This is a genomic window from Streptomyces rectiviolaceus, from assembly GCF_039533825.1.
Classification (GTDB): Bacteria; Actinomycetota; Actinomycetes; order Streptomycetales; family Streptomycetaceae; genus Streptomyces; species Streptomyces rectiviolaceus.
Genome location: NZ_BAAAUG010000084.1, coordinates 36332 through 55030 on the forward strand (window position 1 = coordinate 36332; position 18699 = coordinate 55030).

16 protein-coding genes are annotated in these 18699 nt (G+C 69.3%); 8 read left to right on the forward strand and 8 right to left on the reverse strand.

Annotated features, from left to right (window positions below; translation table 11 throughout):
- Positions 1–49: 49 nt before the first annotated feature.
- On the reverse strand, positions 50–1381 hold the full coding sequence (locus ABD378_RS23565; RefSeq protein ID WP_344523384.1) for an Nramp family divalent metal transporter: 1332 nt from the start codon (positions 1379–1381) through the stop codon (positions 50–52).
- A gap of 160 nt (positions 1382–1541) precedes the next feature.
- On the opposite strand from ABD378_RS23565, the gene ABD378_RS23570 reads away from it, so the two are divergent.
- Positions 1542–2891: a M14 family metallopeptidase gene (locus tag ABD378_RS23570; RefSeq protein ID WP_344523386.1), complete on the forward strand. Its 1350-nt coding sequence runs from the start codon at positions 1542–1544 to the stop codon at positions 2889–2891.
- Positions 2892–3029: 138 nt separating this feature from the next.
- Complete coding sequence (locus ABD378_RS23575; protein ID WP_344523388.1) at positions 3030–3854, forward strand: MBL fold metallo-hydrolase; 825 nt, start codon at positions 3030–3032, stop codon at positions 3852–3854.
- A gap of 80 nt (positions 3855–3934) precedes the next feature.
- On the opposite strand, the gene ABD378_RS23580 is transcribed toward ABD378_RS23575, so the two are convergent.
- The 4 genes from ABD378_RS23580 to ABD378_RS23595 all read right to left on the reverse strand — a co-directional run bounded on the left by ABD378_RS23580 (position 3935) and on the right by ABD378_RS23595 (position 7732).
- Entirely contained in the window at positions 3935–5425 is a 1491-nt protein-coding gene (locus ABD378_RS23580) for a GntP family permease (RefSeq protein WP_344523390.1), read from the reverse strand.
- 126 nt (positions 5426–5551) lie between these two features.
- Positions 5552–5962: a RidA family protein gene (locus ABD378_RS23585; protein WP_344523392.1), complete on the reverse strand. Its 411-nt coding sequence runs from the start codon at positions 5960–5962 to the stop codon at positions 5552–5554.
- A gap of 7 nt (positions 5963–5969) precedes the next feature.
- Positions 5970–6728, reverse strand: a complete 759-nt coding sequence (locus tag ABD378_RS23590; RefSeq protein WP_344523394.1) for an IclR family transcriptional regulator — start codon at positions 6726–6728, stop codon at positions 5970–5972.
- The gene (locus ABD378_RS23595; protein WP_386546720.1) at positions 6725–7732 is read right to left on the reverse strand and encodes a sugar kinase; all 1008 of its coding nucleotides are present in this window, start codon (positions 7730–7732) and stop codon (positions 6725–6727) included. Before ABD378_RS23595 ends, ABD378_RS23590 begins: the two co-directional genes overlap by 4 nt.
- Positions 7733–7950: 218 nt before the next feature.
- Between ABD378_RS23595 and ABD378_RS23600 the strand changes: the two genes are divergently transcribed.
- Both ABD378_RS23600 and ABD378_RS23605 read left to right on the forward strand, forming a co-directional pair.
- Complete coding sequence (locus ABD378_RS23600; RefSeq protein ID WP_344523398.1) at positions 7951–9258, forward strand: amino acid deaminase; 1308 nt, start codon at positions 7951–7953, stop codon at positions 9256–9258.
- A gap of 53 nt (positions 9259–9311) precedes the next feature.
- Positions 9312–10913 carry an N-acyl-D-amino-acid deacylase family protein gene (locus ABD378_RS23605; protein WP_344523400.1) on the forward strand — a complete coding sequence of 534 codons (1602 nt, stop codon included), beginning with the start codon at positions 9312–9314 and terminating at the stop codon, positions 10911–10913.
- Positions 10914–12141: 1228 nt separating this feature from the next.
- Here ABD378_RS23605 and ABD378_RS23610 read toward each other — a convergent pair.
- Positions 12142–12606 carry an ATP-binding protein gene (locus tag ABD378_RS23610; protein ID WP_344523402.1) on the reverse strand — a complete coding sequence of 155 codons (465 nt, stop codon included), beginning with the start codon at positions 12604–12606 and terminating at the stop codon, positions 12142–12144.
- A gap of 95 nt (positions 12607–12701) precedes the next feature.
- On the opposite strand from ABD378_RS23610, the gene ABD378_RS23615 reads away from it, so the two are divergent.
- From ABD378_RS23615 to ABD378_RS23625, 3 genes are all read left to right on the forward strand, one after another.
- Positions 12702–13517: a helix-turn-helix domain-containing protein gene (locus ABD378_RS23615; RefSeq protein WP_344523404.1), complete on the forward strand. Its 816-nt coding sequence runs from the start codon at positions 12702–12704 to the stop codon at positions 13515–13517.
- On the forward strand, positions 13514–13777 hold the full coding sequence (locus ABD378_RS23620) for a DUF397 domain-containing protein (protein WP_344523406.1): 264 nt from the start codon (positions 13514–13516) through the stop codon (positions 13775–13777). Before ABD378_RS23615 ends, ABD378_RS23620 begins: the two co-directional genes overlap by 4 nt.
- Positions 13778–13883: 106 nt before the next feature.
- Complete coding sequence (locus ABD378_RS23625; RefSeq protein ID WP_344523408.1) at positions 13884–15311, forward strand: FG-GAP-like repeat-containing protein; 1428 nt, start codon at positions 13884–13886, stop codon at positions 15309–15311.
- A gap of 68 nt (positions 15312–15379) precedes the next feature.
- Here the strand turns inward: ABD378_RS23625 and ABD378_RS23630 are convergent, their stop codons facing one another.
- Positions 15380–16249: a trypsin-like peptidase domain-containing protein gene (locus ABD378_RS23630; RefSeq protein ID WP_344523410.1), complete on the reverse strand. Its 870-nt coding sequence runs from the start codon at positions 16247–16249 to the stop codon at positions 15380–15382.
- Positions 16250–16412: 163 nt separating this feature from the next.
- Complete coding sequence (locus tag ABD378_RS23635; RefSeq protein WP_344523412.1) at positions 16413–17243, reverse strand: S1 family peptidase; 831 nt, start codon at positions 17241–17243, stop codon at positions 16413–16415.
- A gap of 187 nt (positions 17244–17430) precedes the next feature.
- Between ABD378_RS23635 and ABD378_RS23640 the strand changes: the two genes are divergently transcribed.
- On the forward strand, positions 17431–18642 hold the full coding sequence (locus ABD378_RS23640; RefSeq protein WP_344523414.1) for a pyridoxal phosphate-dependent aminotransferase: 1212 nt from the start codon (positions 17431–17433) through the stop codon (positions 18640–18642).
- The last annotated feature ends 57 nt before the right edge of the window (positions 18643–18699 follow it).

Consider the following 18699-nt stretch of genomic DNA (forward strand, 5'->3'; position numbering starts at 1 on the left):
CCCCGGCGGCGCTGCGGCGTGCGGAGCCGATGCGCTGGAAGAAGAGCCGCTAGAAGAAGCTGCTCCAGTCCTGGTCCGTGATCTGCTTGATGCACAGGACCAGGAACAGCAGGCCGGCGATGGCCAGCATGCCGTTGCTGAGCCAGCCGTTGCGCCATTCGCTGGGCGTGCGCGACGAGTTGAGGAGCCAGACCAGGGTGAGCGCGAGGAACGGCATGAAGGCCGCGCCGAGCACGCCGTAGAGGATGATGAGGCGGAACGGCTGCCCCTGGAAGAGCAGGATCATCGGCGGGAAGGTCAGCCACAGCAGGTACGCGCGGAACGGCACCGACTTCTCGCGCGCTCCGGACGCCACCTCCTCGCCGGTCAGGGCCTTCTCGTCGGCGCCCGCGCGCTGCTTGCGGTAGCGCTCCACGAAGTCGGCGAACATCAGGCTCACGCCGTGCCAGACGCCGATCAGCGAGGTGAAGGACGTGGCGAAGAAGCCGATGAGGAACAGCTTCGCGGTGCCGTCGCCGTACTCCTTCTCCAGAATGCCGGAGAGCTGCACCAGGCCCTGGTCGCCGCTGGCGATCGCGACGTTCGCGGAGTGCAGCAGCTCGGCGCCGACGAAGAGCATGGCGACGACGAAGATGCCGGTGGTGATGTACGCGACGCGGTTGTCGAGCCGCATCACCTTCATCCAGCCCGTGTTCGTCCAGCCCTTCGCGTTGACCCAGTAGCCGTACGCGGCAAGGGTGATGGTGCCGCCGACGCCGCCGATCAGGCCGAGCGTGTTGAGGATGGAGTCCTTCTCGTCCGGCAGGACCGGGAGCAGACCCGCGAAGGCGTCGCCGAGGTGCGGCGTGACGCGGATGGCGAGATAGACGGTGACGACGAACATGATGCCGACGAGCACCGTCATGACCTTCTCGAAGACGGCGTACTTGTTGAACCAGACGAAGACGAGACCGACGACGCCGGTGAGGATGCCCCACCACTTGAGCTCCATGACGTCCGGGAAGAGCGCCTGGAGCGGGAGTCCCGACGACGACATGGCGGCCGCCCCGTAGACGTACCCCCAGATCACCACGTAGACGACGAAGAACCACGTGGTCCAGCGGCCGAGGCTGGCCCAGCCGTCGAAGAGGGTACGTCCGGTCGCCAGGTGCCAGCGCCCGGCCGCCTCGGCGAGCGAGATCTTCACGACGCAGCCGATGACTGCGGCCCACATCAGGGTGTAGCCGAAGTTGCTGCCCGCGATGAGCGTGGCGACCAGGTCGCCCGCGCCGACGCCGGTCGCGGCGACGACGATGCCAGGACCGATGTATTTCCAGCTGGACTTGCGCGGCTGGGGAGCCGCTTCTCCCTTGGCAGTGCCACTGCCTGTCGATTCAGCCATGCCGATCAAGAAACCGCATGGCGGCGCGCGGCACAAGGGGTTGGCCGAAGACAGCGTTGACCGGAGCATGCCAGGCGCCCACGATGGGCCCGCGCAACCCGCACCGCAACCCGCACAGCACGCGTCGCACTGAACCACCCCCCACCCCCCAGGAGACTTCATGCGACTTCGCATACGCGGCAGAAGATCCGCCGCCCTCGCTGTCCTTCTCGCCCTCGCCGTGGCGGCGCCCATCACCGCCAACGCCGCACCGGACTCCGCCGACCGGACCGACAGGACCTCACGGACCACGCCGGCGGACGACAACGAAACGCGCCAGTACGAGATCCCCCTGAGCGACGACCGCGCCGCGCGCACCGCGCTCGCCCGCACCGGCGTCACCATCGACGAGGTCGACGCCCGCGCGGTGGTCGTCTCGGCCGACGGCCGCGAGGCGGCCAGGCTCCGGGACGCGGGCTACGAGCTCAAGGCCCTTGCCGGACCCCCGAAACGTACGAACGGCCTGCCGGTGGAGGCCAAGGACTTCCCGCCCGCCGACGCGAGGTACCACAACTACGCGGAGATGAACGCCGAGATCAACCAGCGCATCGCGGCCCATCCGACCCTGATGAGCAAGAAGGTCATCGGCAAGTCCTACTCGGGCCGTGACATCGTCGCCATCAAGATCAGCGACAACGTCGGCACGGACGAGGCCGAGCCCGAGGTCCTCTTCACCCACCACCAGCACGCCCGCGAGCACCTCACCGTCGAGATGGCGCTCTACCTGCTGCGTGAACTCGGCGACGACTACGGCACGGACGCGCGCATCAAGAAGATGGTCGACGAGCGCGAGATCTGGATCGTGCCGGACATGAACCCCGACGGCGGCGAGTACGACATCGCGACCGGCTCCTACCGCAGCTGGCGCAAGAACCGCCAGCCCAACAGCGGTTCGTCGAACGTCGGCACCGACATGAACCGCAACTGGAACTACAAGTGGGGCTGCTGCGGCGGTTCTTCGGGCTCCACGGGCTCCGAGACCTACCGCGGCCGCAGCGCCGAGTCGGCCCCCGAGGTGAAGGTGGTCGCGGACTTCGTCCGCAGCCGCGTCGTCGGAGGCAAGCAGCAGATCAAGGCCGCCATCGACTTCCACACGTACAGCGAACTGGTCCTGTGGCCCTACGGCTACACGTACAACGACACGGCCCCCGGCCTGACCAAGGACGACCGCGACGCGCACGCGGCGGTCGGCGGAAAGATGGCCGCGAGCAACGGCTACACCCCCGAGCAGGCCAGCGACCTCTACATCACGGACGGCACGATCGACGACTGGCTCTGGGGCGACCAGAAGATCTTCAGCTACACCTTCGAGATGTACCCGCGGTCCGCGGGCGGCGGCGGCTTCTACCCGCCCGACGAGGTGATCGAGCGGGAGACCAACCGCAACAGGGACGCGGTCCTGCAGCTCCTGGAGAACTCGGACTGCATGTACCGGTCCATCGGCAAGGAGCAGCAGTACTGCACCGGTTGAGCGGACCGGGTGGGCCGAGGGCCGTCGCCGTCCGGCGACGGCCCTTCGTCCAGGTGCGGCGGCGGCAGAAGAGGACGAGGATGGAGACATAGAGGCCGCGACGCGATCACCATCCCTGAGGGGGAATGGAGATGCGTCATGCGCGTCCACAAGGTACGCCCCGACATCAGCGCCCTGAGCGACAGCCTGGAAGTACCGGGAATCGGACACCTACCGGTCAACGCCTTTGTGCTGCACGCCTCCCAGCCCGTCGTCGTCGACACCGGCCTCGGGCTGCCCGACCGCAACTTCCTGGAGACGCTCGCCGCCGTCCTCGATCCCGCCGACGTGCGCTGGATCTGGCTGACCCACCCGGACCGGGATCACACCGGCGGGATCTTCGATCTGCTGGACGCGGCGCCCCAGGCGCGGGTCGTGACCACGTTCGCGGGCGCGGGGATCATGTCCTGTGAGCGCCCGCTGCCGCTCGACCGCGTCCATCTGCTCAATCCGGGGCAGTCCCTGGACGTCGGCGACCGCACCCTCACGGGGTTCAGGCCGCCGCTCTTCGACAATCCGGCCACGGTCGGCTTCTTCGACGACCGGTCGGGGACCTGCTTCAGCTCCGACTGCTTCGGAGGGCCGATGCCCGCCGCCGAACTGGCACAGGCGGACGACGTCCGCGAAGTGCCCGTGGAGGATCTGCGGGCCGCGCAGCTGCTGTGGGCGTCGGTCGACAGTCCCTGGGTGCAGGTCGTGGACCCGGTGAAGTTCCTGGACAGCTTCCAGCCGCTGCGGGACGGGGCGCCCGAGCTCATCCTCTCCACCCATCTGCCCGCGGCCCGCGGCATCGCGGGGACGATGATGGACACACTGGGCTCGGCGGCCGGGGCCTCACCGTTCGTGGGGCCCGACCAGGCGGCGCTCGAGCAGATGCTGGCCGGGTTCGAGCCCGCGGGCGGGCACCCGGCCGTCCCGTCATGACGAAGGCGCCCCGGACCGTTGCGGCCGGGGCGCCCTCAGTGACGTACGAGAAGGAGTGGTGCGGCTAAGGAGTGGTGCGGCTAAACGAACAGGCTCACCACGGCCGCCACCGCGAACCCGGCCAGAGAGAGCACCGACTCGAGTACCGTCCACGTCTTCAGCGTGTCCCGCTCCGAGATGCCGAAGTACTTCGCCACCATCCAGAAGCCGCCGTCGTTGACGTGCGAGGCGAAGATCGAGCCCGCCGAGATCGCCATGATGACCAGGGCGACGAACGCCTGCGAGTGGTCGCCCTCGGCGAGGAGGGGGGCCACGATGCCCGCCGTCGTCACGATCGCGACCGTCGCCGAGCCCTGGGCGACGCGAAGGACCAGGGAGAGCAGGTAGGCGAGGACGATGATCGGCAGGCCGACGTCCTGGAAGGTGTCCGAGAGGGCCTTGGCCACGCCGCTCGCCTTGAGGACCGCGCCGAAGATGCCGCCGGCGCCGACCACGAGCAGGATGTTGCCGACCGGCTTGAGGGACGAGGTCGAGACCGTCTCCAGGGACTTGCGCGACCAGCCGCGGCGGATGCCGAGCAGGTAGTACGCCATGAGCAGGGCGATCGTCAGGGCCACGAACGGGCTGCCGAAGAACTCGATGACGCTTCGCAGCGTCGAGGGGTCGAAGGCGATCGACGAGAAGGTCGCGAGGAGAATCAGGAACAGCGGCGTTCCGATGATCGCGAAGACCATGCCGAGCGGCACCGGCTTCTCGCGCGGCTCCACGCCCGCCGCACGCTGCTCGGCGACGACCGCCGCCCTTGCCTCTTCGGCGGCCTCGACCATGTCCTGCGGGACGGGCACGAAGATGCGCTTGCCGATCCAGGCCGAGTAGACCCAGGCGGCGATGACGGCCGGGATGCCGCAGACGATGCCCATCAGGATGACCCAGCCGAGGTCCACCTTGAGCAGACCGGCCGCGGCGACCGGGCCCGGGTGCGGTGGCAGGAACGCGTGGGTCATCGAAAGACCCGCGAGCAGGGGCAGGCAGTAGATGAGGATCGACTTGCCGCTGCGCTTGGCGGCGGCGTACACGATCGGCGCGAGGACGAAGATGCCGACGTCGAAGAAGACGGGGATACCGAAGATCAGACCCGTCAGGCCCATCGCGAGCGGGGCGCGCTTCTCACCGAAGAGACCGAGCAGCCGGGACGCCAACACCTCGGCGCCGCCCGAGACTTCGAGGATCGCGCCGAGCATCGTGCCGAGGCCGATGATGATCGCCACATGGCCGAGGATGCCGCCCATGCCGGACTCGATGACGGAGATCGCGTCGGACTTCTGGACCGTGCCGAAGAGTTCGGTGACGGAGAGGCCGGCCGAGAGGCCGACGACTATGGAGACCGCGAGCAGCGCCACGAAGGGCTGCAGCCTGACCTTGATGATCAGGAAGAGGAGAAGCACGATGCCGAGCGCGGCGACGGTCAGCAGACCGGCGGTGCCGTCGATCAGGGTGAGGATGCCGCCGGTGTGAGGTGGTGTCTCTGCGGGGGCGGCGGCCGCGAGCGCGGCGAAGGGGGACGGGGACATCTTTGACCTCGTAAGTGCATGGGGCTTTCGGGGCAGGGGGGATCACGGCGCGGCGCCTCGGGGGGAGTTGGCGCCGCGCCGTGAAGACTTGCGGCTTGCGGAGGGTGGATCAGGGGACGGGCTGCGTCAGCTCAGGACGGCGAGCGCGTCGATCTCGATGAGCAGACCCTTGGGCAGGCCCACGTAGACGGTGGTGCGGGCCGAGGCGGGGGCCTTGAGGCCCTGCTCCTCGAAGTAGGAGTTGTAGATCTCGTTCATCTCGGCGAAGTGGTCCACGTCCGTGAGGTAGACGCGCATCATCATCACGTCGTCCCAGGTCGCGCCGCCCTCTTCGAGGATCGCCTTGACGTTGGCGAACGTCTGGAGGGTCTGCTCGCGCAGGGTCGGGCCCGCGGGGGTGGGGGCCTTGCCCTCCTCGGCGGGGAGGAAGCCGACCTGCCCTGCGACCTGAAGGATGTTGCCCTTCTTCACGCCGTGGGAGAACTTCGCGGGCGGGGTGGTGTGGGTGGCCGGGGTGAGCGCGGTCTTCTCGGTCATGGCTGGATCAGGCTTCCTTGAGGGGTGACTTGCCGGAGTACTCCCTGCTGATGGCATCCGCCGTACGGCGCACCAGCGGGAGCAGCGTGAGGAGTTCGTCGGCGGTGACGACGACATTCGGCGCGGAGACCGACATGGCGGCGACGACCCGGCCGTCCGCACCGCGGATGGGGGCCCCGACGCAGTTGATGGACTCCTCGTGGCCACCGAGATCGGTGGCCCATCCCTGTTCGCGTACGGCGCTGAGCTCCTTGAGGAACGCGGCGGCGTTGGGCGTCGAACGGGACGTGTACGTGGGGTAGTCGAGCTTCTCCGCGATGGCGCGGCGCTCGGCCTCGGGAAGGTCGGAGAGCAGCAGCTTCGCCACTGCGGCGACGGTGATCGCCACCGGCTTCCCGATGCGCGAGTACATCCGCACCGGGTAGCGGCTCTCGACCTTGTCGATGTAGAGGACTTCCTGCTCCTCGTAGACCGCGAGATGGACCGTGTGGCCGCACTTCTCGTTGAGCGCGAGGAGGTGGGGGTGCGCGATCTCGCGTACGTCGAGGTTCTCGACGGCTTCCTGGGCGAGCGCGAAGAGGCGGGCGCCGAGGCGGTAGCGCTGGTCGGACTGGCGGTAGACCAGGCCGTGTTCGTGGAGCGTGCGAAGGAGCCGCAGGGCGGTGGACTTGTGCACTTCGAGGCGTTCGGCGACCTGGCCGAGGTCGGCGGGGCCTTCGGCGAGCAGCGGCAGGATGGACAGGGCGCGGTCGACGGTCTGGCTCATGTACGTGCCTCCTCCTTGGCCTCAGTGTTCATGGGGACGCCGTCCGTCCAGCCGGGGCCGAGACGAAGTGTCCCCCAGGCGTCGGTGTCCAGTGCGGCAAGACGATCGGTGTGCGCCCTGGCGGGCGGCGTGGCGAGGTCGCCGGGGACGGTGAGCGCGGCGGCCGCCATGAGGTGGCCGTGGCGCAGGCGCTGGTCGGCGGGGAGTCCGCGCAGGGTGGCGGAGAGGAACCCGGCGGCGAAGGCGTCGCCCGCGCCCACGGGGGCGACGACGTCGACCTTGAGCGCTGCCTGGAAGACGGCGGGCTCACCATCGGTGTAGACGGTGGCGCCGCCGCTGCCCTGCTTGACGACCAGGGTGGCGGGCTCGGGGAGCGCGGCGCGGATGGCGTCGGGGCCGCCGGTGATGCCCCAGGCGTCGGCGGCCTCGTCCTCGCCGACGAAGACGAGGTCGGCGCCGCGGGCCAGGTCGAGCAGGACGCGGGGCCCTTCGCCCGTGTCGCCGCTGTCGCCGCTCCACAGACCCGGGCGGTAGTTGACGTCGAACGACACCAGCGGGCGGCCGGGGCGGGGTGCGGTCAGCTCGCGAAGGAGTGCGAGGCAGTCAGCGGAGAGGGCGGCGGTGATGCCGGAGAGGTGCAGGATGCGGCCGGCGTCCAGAGCCTCGCGGTCCACGCTGCGCGGCGCCATCGCCGATGCGGCGGAGCCCGCGCGGTAGTAGAGGACTTCGTGGGCGTCGGTGTCGCGGTCGTCGGCGGTGCGGAAGTAGATGCCGGTGGGGCGGTGCGGGTCGCGGCCGACGCAGCGGGTGTCCACGCCGTAGCGGGCGATCGCCTCGACGAGGTGGTCACCGAAGCCGTCGGCTCCGACGCGGCTGACCCAGCGGGTGCGGTGTCCGGCCGCGGCGAGCGCGCAGGCGACGTTCGACTCGGCGCCGCCGATCCCGCGGTCGAAGGAGGGGACGTCGGCGAGGCGGCCCGCGCGGGAGGGCAGGAAGGTGACCATGGACTCGCCGAGTGCCACGACGTCCACTGCTGCCTGCGCGGCCTCTGCGGCGCTTGCAGCCTCTGCGGCGTTTGCGGCCTCTGCGGTCACGATCTTTCTGCCCTCCAACCGACTGTCCGGATCCGTTGACCCGGCGTTGGCTCGGATGTTAGACAGCAGTAAGCGACATACGCAATGACCGTTGCATATCATGCAACGCACCTTTTCGAGGAGGCGCCATGGCCGCCGACAACGCCGCAGACCACTCCGCCGGACGTGCTGCCCGGGAGCTCGACCGGCTCGCACAAGAGCGGGTCGACCACCGCTTCAAGGGCCTCCCGCCGGACGCGGAGGGCCTGACGGTCGGCGAGCTCGCGGCCCAGCGCCGGAACCTCTTCACGGACGGCTTCACCACGCCCGTCCTCGCCCTCTCCGCCGAGCGCCTGGAGCACAACCTCGCGCTGATGGAGACGTACTCCGAGCGGCACGGCCTCGCCTTCGCGCCGCACGGCAAGACGTCCATGGCTCCGCAGCTCTTCGCGCGGCAGATGGAGCGCGGCGCGTGGGGCATCACCCTGGCCGTGCCGCATCAGGTGCGGGTGGCGCGGGCCTACGGCGTGGAGCGGATCTTCCTCGCCAATGAGCTGGTGGACGCGGCGGCGCTGCGCTGGATCGCGTCCGAGCTGGACGCGGACCCCTCCTTCCGCTTCATCTGCTACGTCGACTCCGTACCCGGCGTCGCCCTGATGGACGCCGCTCTGCGCGAGGCGGGCGCGACGCGTCCCGTCGACGTCGTGGTGGAGCTCGGCGCGGGCGAAGGGGCGCGCACCGGTGTGCGTACCGAGGCCGAGTGCGTCGAGATCGCCAACGCGGTCGCGGCGGCGGACACGCTGCGTCTGGTGGGTGTCGCCGGGTACGAGGGCGAGGTGCCGGACGCGACGCCCGAGCGCGTGCGGGCCTGGCTCGAGCGGCTCACCGCGCTCGCGGTCGAGTTCGACAAGGCGAACCGGTTCGCGGACCTGGACGAGGTCGTCGTCAGCGCGGGCGGCAGCGCGTGGTTCGACGCGGTGGCGGACGTCTTCGCCCAGATCCCCGAACTGTCGGCGCCCGTCCTGAAGTTGCTGCGTTCGGGCGCGTACGTCTCGCACGACGACGGCCACTACCGTCACTTGACGCCGTTCAACCGTGTCCCGGACGAGGGCGCGCTGCACCCCGCGTTCCGCCTCTGGGCGCAGGTGGTGTCCCGGCCCACGCCGGAGCAGGCGTTCACGAACGCGGGGAAGCGGGACGCGGCGTACGACATCGACCTGCCCGAGGCGCAGGTCGTCCACCGGGGCGGGGTCGACCGGCCCGCGACGGGCGTCACGGTGACGGGCCTCTCCGACCAGCACGGGTGGGTCCGGACGACCCCGGAGGCGGATCTCGCCGTGGGCGACTGGGTGGGCATGGGGTTGTCCCACCCCTGCACGTCCTTCGACAAGTGGCAGCTGATCCCTCTGGTCGAGGCGGACGGCACGGTCACGGACTACATCCGTACCTACTTCTAGCCCTCCCACCCACCCGATTACCCAGCAGCCAAGCGAAGAGAGAGGCACCTCCCATGGACCTGGTCATCCGGGACACCCGCGTCATAGACGGCACCGGAGGTGCCTCCTACCGAGCCGACGTCGGCGTACGCGAGGGCAGGATCGCCACGATCCACCGGGAGGGGGACGCGGGCCCCCGCCCCACGGGGGCCCGCACCATCGAGGCCCACGGCCTGGCCCTCGCCCCCGGTTTCATCGACATGCACGCCCACAGCGACCTCGCCCTCCTCCGCGACCCGGACCACAGCGCGAAGGCCGCCCAGGGCGTGACCCTGGAGGTCATCGGTCAGGACGGTCTCAGTTACGCCCCCGTCGACGACCGCACCCTGGCCCAGGTCCGCCAGGCCATCACCGGCTGGAACGGCGACGGCAGCGACATCGACTTCGACTGGCGCACCGTCGGCGAGTACCTGGACCGCCTCGACCGGCAGGGCACCGCCGTGAACGCGGCCTACCTCATCCCGCAGGGCACCGTCCGTATGTACGCGGTCGGCTGGGACGACCGCCCGGCGACGCCCGCCGAGGTCGAGCGGATGAAGCAGCTCGTCGCGGAGGGGATGGAGCAGGGGGCCGTGGGGATGTCCTCCGGGCTCACCTACACCCCCGGCATGTACGCCGACGACTCCGAACTCACCGAGCTCTGCAAGGTGGTGGCCCGGTTCAACGGCTACTACTGCCCCCACCACCGCAGTTACGGCGCAGGCGCCCTCCAGGCGTACGAGGAGATGGTGAACCTCACGCGCACCGCGAACTGTCCGCTCCACCTCGCGCACGCCACCATGAACTTCGGCGTGAACAAGGGCAAGGCGCCCGACCTCCTCGCCCTCCTCGACGACGCGCTCGCGGGCGGCGCCGACATCACCCTCGACACGTACCCCTACACCCCCGGCTGCACAACTCTGGTGGCCATGCTGCCCAGTTGGGCGAGCGAGGGCGGGCCCGACTCGATCCTGGCCCGGCTCAAGGACGACGAGACCGCCGAGAAGATCCGCCACCACATGGAGGTCATCGGCGCCGACGGCTGTCACGGCGTACCGATCGAGTGGGACAAGATCGAGATCTCCGGCGTGAGCGATCCCGGTCTCGCGTCCTGCGTGGGCAAGACGGTCGCCGAGTCCGCGGCCCAGCGCGGCGAGGCCCCCTGGATCACCGCCCGCCGCCTCCTCATCAACGACAAGCTGGGCTCGACGATCCTCCAGCACGTCGGCCACGAGGAGAACGTCCGGGCGATCATGCGCCACCCCGTGCACACCGGCGGCAGCGACGGCATCCTCCAGGGCTTCAAGCCGCACCCGCGCGCGTACGGCACGTTCCCGCAGTACCTCGGCCGCTACGTACGCGAACTCGGCGTGCTCACCCTCGAAGAGTGCGTCGCCCACCTCACCGGACGCCCGGCGGCCCGCCTCCGCCTCGCCGACCGGGGCGTCGTCCGCGAGGGCTACCGCGCCGACCTGGTCCTCTTCGACCCTGAGACGGTCGCTGCGGGATCGACCTTCGACGCTCCCCGCACCCTGCCGACGGGCATCCCGCACGTCCTGATCGACGGCAGGTTCGTGATGGAGGACGGGCGGCGCACGGACGTCCTCGCGGGGCGGTCGGTGCGCCGGACTCCCTAGGTGGCGGGGGCTCGGCCCCCGAACGCGAGACGCCGATTGTCCTTGGCGGTCACACTTCGTGGCCGGCGGTCCTGCGCCGCCGAGCCGGGAGGCTTCGCGGTGCCTGCGGCCTTGCTGCGTGCCGGGGCCATCCGGTGTCCCGAGGTTGGCGGTTGCGGGCCGGGTGTAAAGGGCGCTCCCTTCGGTCGCGTCGGCTGCGCCGATGACCCTTCGGGCCACCCTTGACACCCGCCCCTCCACCGCGCGAGGGAAGACGACCGGACGGCCCGAGGGGCGGGACTCTCGACCAGGGCCGTGAGGCCCTGGGGGCTGACTGTCGGGCGCGGACCGGATCTTCCGGCGTGACCGTCACGGGGAGAAGGGGCGGACGCCCGGTCCGCAGCCGCTCCGGGGGCGGATGCCGGTCTCGTCAAGCGGCTACCGACCGGATCTTCCGGGAGGGCGGTCACGGACAGGGGCGCGAGGGGCAGTTGGCAGAAATGTTCCACGCCACCACGCACAGTCCGCCGGTTTGGCGGGACTTTTCTGCCAGTCGCTCGGCGGCGCACCTACTTTCGCAAAGTTGTGTTCTGGCAGAAGGGGGGCGCGCGCGTTGCGTAACGCGCCTTCTCGGAATTAGGTGCCGGACCCCCCAGCCGCTCACCCCGTCAACCGCCAGGGGCGTCGTTGGCCGCGAGTCCCTCCCGACACACGTAGCACCGGGGTCTGGCCCGGAGGCCCCATGCGCCCTCAGCACCGCACTTGCGTGCCGTGGCGAGTCAGACCGCCCGCACCGCACTCGCCCAACCGGCAACTCGGCCTGCTCCAGCCCCACTTGAGCAGCGCCGTGGCGCCGTATGCGTGGCGGCCGCCCCGGGAGATCCGGTCGGTAGACGCTTGACGAGGCCTGTGCCCATTCCCGGAGCGGCTGCGGACCGGGCGCCCGCCTTCTGCCCGTGACGGTCACGCCGGAAGAACCAGTCCGCACCCGGCAGGAAAGCCGGATGGGCCCACGGCAGTGGTCGAGAGTCCCGCCCCTCGGGCCGTCCGGTCGTCTTCCCTCGCGCGGTGGAGGGACGGGTGTCAAGGGTGAAGCGAAGCGCAATCGGCGCAGCCGACGCGACGCAGGAGCGCCCTTTACACCCGGCCCGGAACCGCCAACCTCAGGACAACCGGGCGGCCCCGGTACCAAGCAAAGCCACCGGCCCAACAAAGCCCCGGGGCACCCACCCCAGCCTCGGGCAACGTCTCACCGGAGCGGGCCGCCGTCACCGGGTGGCGCCCCGTCCGGTTCTGCCCCGGGCAGCGCCAGCTCGATCCACACCGTCTTGCCGATCCCGTACGGCCGGGAGTACGACCCCCACGCGTCGGCCAGCAGCTCCACCAGGGCAAGGCCCCGCCCCGACTCATCGCCCGGCCCCGCCTCCCTCGGACACGGCAGCACGCCACTCGCGTCCGCCACCTCCACCCGGAAGACGCTCCCGTCCAGCACGCACCGTGCCCCCACCTCACGCCCCGCCGGGGCCCGCCCATGCCGTACGGCGTTGGTCATCAGCTCGCTGAGCAGCAGTACGGCCGTGTCCGCCACGTCGTCCGGGACCTTCCAGGCCCGCGCCTGCTCGGCGAGCAGCGAGCGCGCCCGGCCGACACTGCGCGGGCCTCGCGGCAGCCGCCACTCAAACTCCCTCGGGAGAGGGGAAGTTGTGCGTTCCATGCCTCATACGCTGCCGGGCCGGGCATAGCCTTCTGGAGTATCGACGCGGGTACAGAACGTAACCGTACCCACCGTGCACCAGAGGGGCGGGCGCGATGACCGAGGTGAACTCCCAGCCGCCGATGGCCTGGCGTTACTGCGGCAATCAGGTCAAGCGGTGGCGTGAACAGGCGGGAACCACCCGCGAGGAGCTGTGCAACGAGACCGGCTATCACTACGAGTACGTGAAGTCGATGGAGAACGGCCGCCGCAAGCCGACGCTGCGACTGCTCCAGATCGCGGATGAAATGTGCGATGCGCACGGGCTGTTGCTGTCTGCGCAGGACTATCTGAAGCCGGAGCCGTTTCCGGCGCGGTCGCAGGAGTACATGCAGGCGGAGGCCGAAGCCATCGCGATCCATTCGTACGAGCCGCTGCTGATCCCGGGCCTGTTGCAGACCGAGGAGTACGCACGGGCGCTCATCAGTGAGAGCTGCCCGCCGCTGGACGACGAGACCGTCGAGGAGCGGGTGAACGCGCGGCTGCGCAGGCAGGAGGCGCTGCGGGCGCGGCCGTCCGTGGTCTTCGGTTTCGTGGTGTACGAGGCTGCGTTGCGGACCTGGGTGGGCGACCGGGCTGCCATGAAGCGTCAGCTTCAACACCTCCTGGCGGCTGGAGAGTTGCGGAACACGTCGGTTCAGATGCTGCCGATGGGTCGTTGTCCTGGCCTGGCGCTCAATGGTTCGCTGGCGCTACTGGAAACCCCCGACCATGAGCATTACGCCTACATCGAAGGGCAGGAGACCAGCGCCCTCTACGCCGATCCAGCCAAGGTCAGTTCACTGACACAGCTCCATGGCATGATCCGAATGCAAGCCCTCAGCGCTGAGGAGTCGGCGGAGTTCATCAGGAAACTGGCGGAGGAGCTATGAGCGACCAGCTTGCCTGGTTCAAGTCCAGCTACAGCGACAGCCAGGGCGGAAATTGCGTAGAAGTAGCCCTGGAATGGCACAAGTCCAGCTACAGCGACAGCGAAGGCAGCGCCTGCGTAGAGATAGCCACCTGCCCCCACACCATCCACATCCGCGACTCAAAGCTCGGCGAAGCAAGCCCCACCTTCACCGTCCCGGCCACCGCGTGGGCCCTGTTCACGGCCGAGCTCCGGGACACGGGATCCGAGCGCCTTTTCTGATGGCGCGGCCCCCCGCCACGCATTCGTACCACCCGTCTCGTACAACCCTTCGACTCCTTGGATTGTCTTTGGCACCGTCCAGCACAGCTCCAAGGAGTGAACCTTCATGCCCCTGCCTTTCCGCACCGTCATTGCCACCGCGGCCGTCACCGCGCTGACCGGTGGTCTTCTCGTCGTCGGCCCGGTGGCTTCGGCGGCCGCTGCTCCTGCCGGGCTCGCCGACGACTTCAACGGCGACGGGCACCGGGACATCGCGGTCGGCGCGCCGTACAAGACCGTCGGCGGGGCGGAGGCCGCAGGTGAGGTGGTCGTGGCTTTCGGGACGGCCGACGGTCCGGCCACCACCGGCAAGGCCTCACTCACTCAGAGCTCCGCGGGAGTGCCGGGTACGCCCGAGGACAGTGACCATTTCGGGATGTCGATCGCCAGCGGCGACCTCGACGGTGATGGGTACGCGGATCTCGTCGTGGGCGCCGACGGCGAGGACGTGGAGGCCTATGAGGGCCAGGGCAGCGTCACCATCCTGTGGGGTGGCACCAAGCCGTTCACCAGCAGCACCACGACCACCGTGGAGAATCCGCAGCAGTGGCAGGCCCACGGCTACGACGTCGCGGTGGGGGACTTCACCGGCGACAGCGGCGCGGACCTCGCGGTGATCGAGCCGGGCGGGGTCGTCGTGTACAAGGGCGGCTTCGACCGGGCGAGCAAGCCAGTGCCTACGTACACCCTCACGGTCCCTGGCGCGGGTCTCCGGTACACGGAGGCCGCCGTGGGCGATGTCAACGGGGACGGCAGGGACGACCTGGCGGTGACCGGCGACGCGGGCACCGGGCGTCCGGGCACTGACATCTTCACGGGCCAGGAGGGCCGCCCGAACCGCATCCAGCGCGTGGACGACGGAGACACCGCCGTCGCTCTCGGCGACATCAACGGCGACGGCTTCGACGACATGGCCACTTCCCTGACCTGGCCCGACTTCTTCTCCGTCGACGACCCCAGCAACGGCTCCGGCTATGTCACCGTCCGCCTCGGCAGCCTGACGGGCTTCGGCGACCCGGTGACCCTGCACCAGAACAGTGCCGGTGTGCCCGGCGCCAACGAGGACGGCGACAACTGGGGAGCCTCGGTGGCGATCGGTGACATCACCGGCGACGGCAAGGCCGAACTGGTGGTCGGCGCCAACGGCGAACAGCTCGGCGACCTGGACAACGCCGGTGACGTGACCGTGTTCCGCGGTTCCGCCTCCGGTGTCTCGCAGTCCGGGGTCGTGCGCGTTTCCCAGGACACTGCCGGAGTTCCGGGCGCCGCCGAGACCGGGGACCTCTTCGGTGCACGGGTCCGGATCGCCGACTACGACAAGAACGGCAAGGGCGACCTGGCGGTGACGGCCTCCTTCGAGAACAACCGCAGCGGTGGCCTGTGGACCCTGCCGGGCACGTCGTCCGGCCTCACCGGCTCCGGTTCCAAGTCCCTCAGCTCAGCCGACTTCGGCCTCGCGACCGGCTCACGCTTCGGTGAGACCCTCCAGGACTGACGACGGACGGCCCCCATCCCCGTCACCGACGGGGATGGGGGCCGCGTACGCCGTGAGGGGCGAACCCGCTACCTCTGGGCGGCGGCCGGACGCGGCAGCTTGCAGCCCTTCCGGCCGAGGTCGATCTTGCTGTCGTGTCCGACGCAGGGCACGATCCCGTACGTCTGCTGTGCGTAGTTGATGCCCTCGCGGACCGTCACGTTGCCGTGCCGGTCGACCTCACACGGGTTGTCGAGGGTGCAGCGCTCGCCCGCCTCGTTCCCCGTGTTGTTGACGGCGGTGACCTTGCCGGTCTTGTGGTCGATCACCGGTGAGCCCGAAGTACCGCCGATGGTCTGGCACTCGGGGGTGTAGCGGACGGAGTCCTTCCAGGTCCACTCACCCTCCTTGAGCCGGTACGCGAACCCGTCGATCTTGCAGGTGTACGTCTCTTTCCAGTACCCGGAGACGACCGTGATGGCCCGCTTCTTGACCGGGTGGTCGTCCTCGATCTCCAGCGCCTTGATGCCGTACTTCTTCTTGATGTCGGCGTAGCTGGTGGTGAGTTGGTACAGCGAGATGTCCGTGTCGGTCATCGTCGCGTACGAGACCTTGCTCGCCGTGAGTGTCGCCTTCTCCGCGCCCTTGGCGTCGAGCAGCTTGAAGGTGCGGGTGGACGGCTGGTCGACGATGACTTCGCCCGCCGCCGGGAATCCGCTCTCCAGGCAGTGGCCGTTGGATAGGACGAGCGCGGGGTCGTCCGCCTTCGACTGCGGCACGCGGACGACGGAGCCCGAACAATTGCTGAGCGCGACGGTCCCGGCGAAGTCGACGCCTTTCGCCGCGGCCTCCCCTGCCACCCCCGTCGACGGTGCGCTGTCCGGAGCCGCGATCGCCGGCGCGGAGCCGAACCCTACGAGGGTGAGGGCGAGTAAGCCGCCCGCGAGAGCCTTCTGCATGTGTGGTGCCCCCCCTTGTAGCTGTGCCCTGTGGTGTTGTCATGGGCATTCTTCGGGGGCTCCGTGCACACGGACAAGAGGTGTGAACCCTTGCGTTCCACCCACGATGCGGTACGGGCCGCCGACCCGCCCGTACCGCCCGGGGCCACCTCAACTCACATCACTACTTGGGCAGTTCACAGCCCTCGCGGCTCAGGTCGATCGTGTTGCCGGGTGCCACGCACGGCACGACGCCGTACGTCTGCTGGGCGTAGTTGATGCCCTCGCGGACCGTCACCTTGCCGTTCTCGTCAACCTCGCACGGGTTGTTGTCCGTGCACTCCTCGCCGCTCTCGTTGCCGGTGTTGTTGACGGCGACGACCTTGCCGGTCGCGTCATCGACCACCGGCGAGCCCGAAGTGCCGCCGATCGTCTGGCAGTCGGGGGTGTAGCGGACCGAGTCCTTCCAGGTCCAGTTCCCCTCCTTGAGGCGGTACGCGAAGCCGTCGATGCTGCACTTGTACATTTTCTTCCAGTAGCCGGAGACGACAGTGATCGCCTTCCCCTGCTCCGGGTGCGCCGCGTTCAGTTCGAGCGCCTTGATGCCGAACTTGCTCTCGATCTCGCTGTAGGTGCTGGTGAGTTCGTAGAGCGAGAGGTCCGTGTCGGTCATCGTCCCGTAGGCGATCTTGCTCGCCTTGACCGTTCCGGCGTCGCCGCCGCTGGAGTCGAGCAGGGTGAAGCTGCGCGAGGACGGCTTGTCGACGACGACCTCACCGGGCGCCGGGAAGCCGCTCTCCAGGCAGTGGCCGTTGGACATCACGAGCGCCGGGTCGCCGGGCTGCGAGTCCGGCACGCGGACGACGGAGCCGGAACAGTTGCTCAGCGCCACGGTGCCCGCGAAGTCAACCGCCTTCGGCTTGGCAGGGCGTTCGACACTGACCGCCGCAGCGGGCGCCGCCGTCGCTCCGAGGAAGAGCACGGCGAAGCACGCACCGACGAGAGGCTTGTTCATGTGGGGGGTCCCCTCTGGTGACCATGTGACCGAAGTTGCTTCGGTTTTGTCATGCGCATTGTTGAGGTACTCCGCCGCGAGAACAAGACCGCAAACGGACACAACTGACCGCTGAGAGGACACGCACGGGCCCGACGTGGCGGAAAACACGAGGCGGGCCTCGTGACGCGGCCGTAAGCTCGCGGCCATGCAGGTCATCCAGTCGACGAAGCTCGCCAACGTCTGTTACGAGATCCGGGGCCCGGTGCTCGAGGAGGCGATGCGGCTGGAAGCTGCGGGCCACCGCATCCTCAAGCTCAACACCGGCAACCCCGCCGCCTTCGGGTTCGAGTGCCCGCCCGAGATCCTCGAGGACATCCTCCGCAACGTCGGCGACGCGCACGGCTACGGCGACGCGAAGGGCCTGCTCGCCGCCCGCCGCGCGGTGGTCATGCACAACCAGACCCTGGGCATCGAGACCGACGTCGAGCACGTCTTCATCGGCAACGGCGTCTCCGAGCTGATCGTCATGGCCATGCAGGGCCTGCTCGACGACGGCGACGAGGTCCTCGTACCGGCGCCGGACTATCCGCTGTGGACGGCCGCGGTCTCGCTCTCCGGCGGCACGGCCGTGCATTACCGCTGTGACGAGCAGGCGGACTGGATGCCGGACCTCGCCGACATCGAGCGCAAGGTGACCGACCGCACCAAGGCGCTCGTGATCATCAACCCGAACAACCCGACGGGCGCCGTGTACAGCGAGGACATGCTGCGCGGCCTGACCGACATCGCCCGGCGCCACAATCTCCTGGTCTGCTCGGACGAGATCTACGACAAGATCCTCTACGACGACGCGGTCCACACCCCCACCGCGTCCATCGCGCCCGACCTCCTCACGCTCACCTTCAACGGCATGTCGAAGGCGTACCGGGTGGCCGGTTACCGCGTCGGCTGGGTGGCCATCTCGGGGCCGAAGGCGCACGCGTCCTCGTACATCGAGGGCCTGACGATCCTCGCGAACATGCGCCTGTGCGCGAACATGCCGGGCCAGCACGGCGTGGTCGCCGCACTCAGCGGGCGGCAGACCATCAATGACCTCGTACTGCCGGGCGGCCGGCTCGTGGAGCAGCGCGACACCGCGTACGACCTGCTCACGCAGATCCCCGGTGTGAGCTGCGTGAAGCCCAAGGGGTCGCTCTACCTCTTCCCGCGGCTCGACCCGAAGGTCTTCAAGATCAAGGACGACCGCCGGCTGGTGCTCGACCTGCTCCGGGCCGAGAAGATCATGGTCGTCCACGGCACCGGCTTCAACTGGCCCGAACCGGATCACTTCCGGGTCGTCACGCTGCCCACGGCGACGGATCTGACCGAGGCCGTGACCCGGATCGGCAACTTCCTGGACGGCTACAGCCAGCCATAGGCACCCAAGGGCGACCCGACTCAACTTTAGACAGAATCTAAGCTAGGATGGGCTTCA

What these genes read in the sequence shown, in the direction of transcription:
- ABD378_RS23640 (WP_344523414.1), top strand. Translation starts at nt 17,431, where the DNA reads ATGCAGGTCATCCAGTCGACGAAGCTCGCCAACGTCTGTTACGAGATC.
- ABD378_RS23575 (WP_344523388.1), top strand. Translation starts at nt 3,030, where the DNA reads ATGCGCGTCCACAAGGTACGCCCCGACATCAGCGCCCTGAGCGACAGC.
- ABD378_RS23610 (WP_344523402.1), bottom strand. Translation starts at nt 12,606, where the DNA reads ATGGAACGCACAACTTCCCCTCTCCCGAGGGAGTTTGAGTGGCGGCTG.
- ABD378_RS23590 (WP_344523394.1), bottom strand. Translation starts at nt 6,728, where the DNA reads ATGAGCCAGACCGTCGACCGCGCCCTGTCCATCCTGCCGCTGCTCGCC.
- ABD378_RS23580 (WP_344523390.1), bottom strand. Translation starts at nt 5,425, where the DNA reads ATGTCCCCGTCCCCCTTCGCCGCGCTCGCGGCCGCCGCCCCCGCAGAG.
- ABD378_RS23625 (WP_344523408.1), top strand. Translation starts at nt 13,884, where the DNA reads ATGCCCCTGCCTTTCCGCACCGTCATTGCCACCGCGGCCGTCACCGCG.
- ABD378_RS23630 (WP_344523410.1), bottom strand. Translation starts at nt 16,249, where the DNA reads ATGCAGAAGGCTCTCGCGGGCGGCTTACTCGCCCTCACCCTCGTAGGG.
- ABD378_RS23570 (WP_344523386.1), top strand. Translation starts at nt 1,542, where the DNA reads ATGCGACTTCGCATACGCGGCAGAAGATCCGCCGCCCTCGCTGTCCTT.
- ABD378_RS23600 (WP_344523398.1), top strand. Translation starts at nt 7,951, where the DNA reads ATGGCCGCCGACAACGCCGCAGACCACTCCGCCGGACGTGCTGCCCGG.
- ABD378_RS23605 (WP_344523400.1), top strand. Translation starts at nt 9,312, where the DNA reads ATGGACCTGGTCATCCGGGACACCCGCGTCATAGACGGCACCGGAGGT.
- ABD378_RS23615 (WP_344523404.1), top strand. Translation starts at nt 12,702, where the DNA reads ATGACCGAGGTGAACTCCCAGCCGCCGATGGCCTGGCGTTACTGCGGC.
- ABD378_RS23585 (WP_344523392.1), bottom strand. Translation starts at nt 5,962, where the DNA reads ATGACCGAGAAGACCGCGCTCACCCCGGCCACCCACACCACCCCGCCC.
- ABD378_RS23635 (WP_344523412.1), bottom strand. Translation starts at nt 17,243, where the DNA reads ATGAACAAGCCTCTCGTCGGTGCGTGCTTCGCCGTGCTCTTCCTCGGA.
- ABD378_RS23620 (WP_344523406.1), top strand. Translation starts at nt 13,514, where the DNA reads ATGAGCGACCAGCTTGCCTGGTTCAAGTCCAGCTACAGCGACAGCCAG.
- ABD378_RS23565 (WP_344523384.1), bottom strand. Translation starts at nt 1,381, where the DNA reads ATGGCTGAATCGACAGGCAGTGGCACTGCCAAGGGAGAAGCGGCTCCC.
- ABD378_RS23595 (WP_386546720.1), bottom strand. Translation starts at nt 7,732, where the DNA reads ATGGTCACCTTCCTGCCCTCCCGCGCGGGCCGCCTCGCCGACGTCCCC.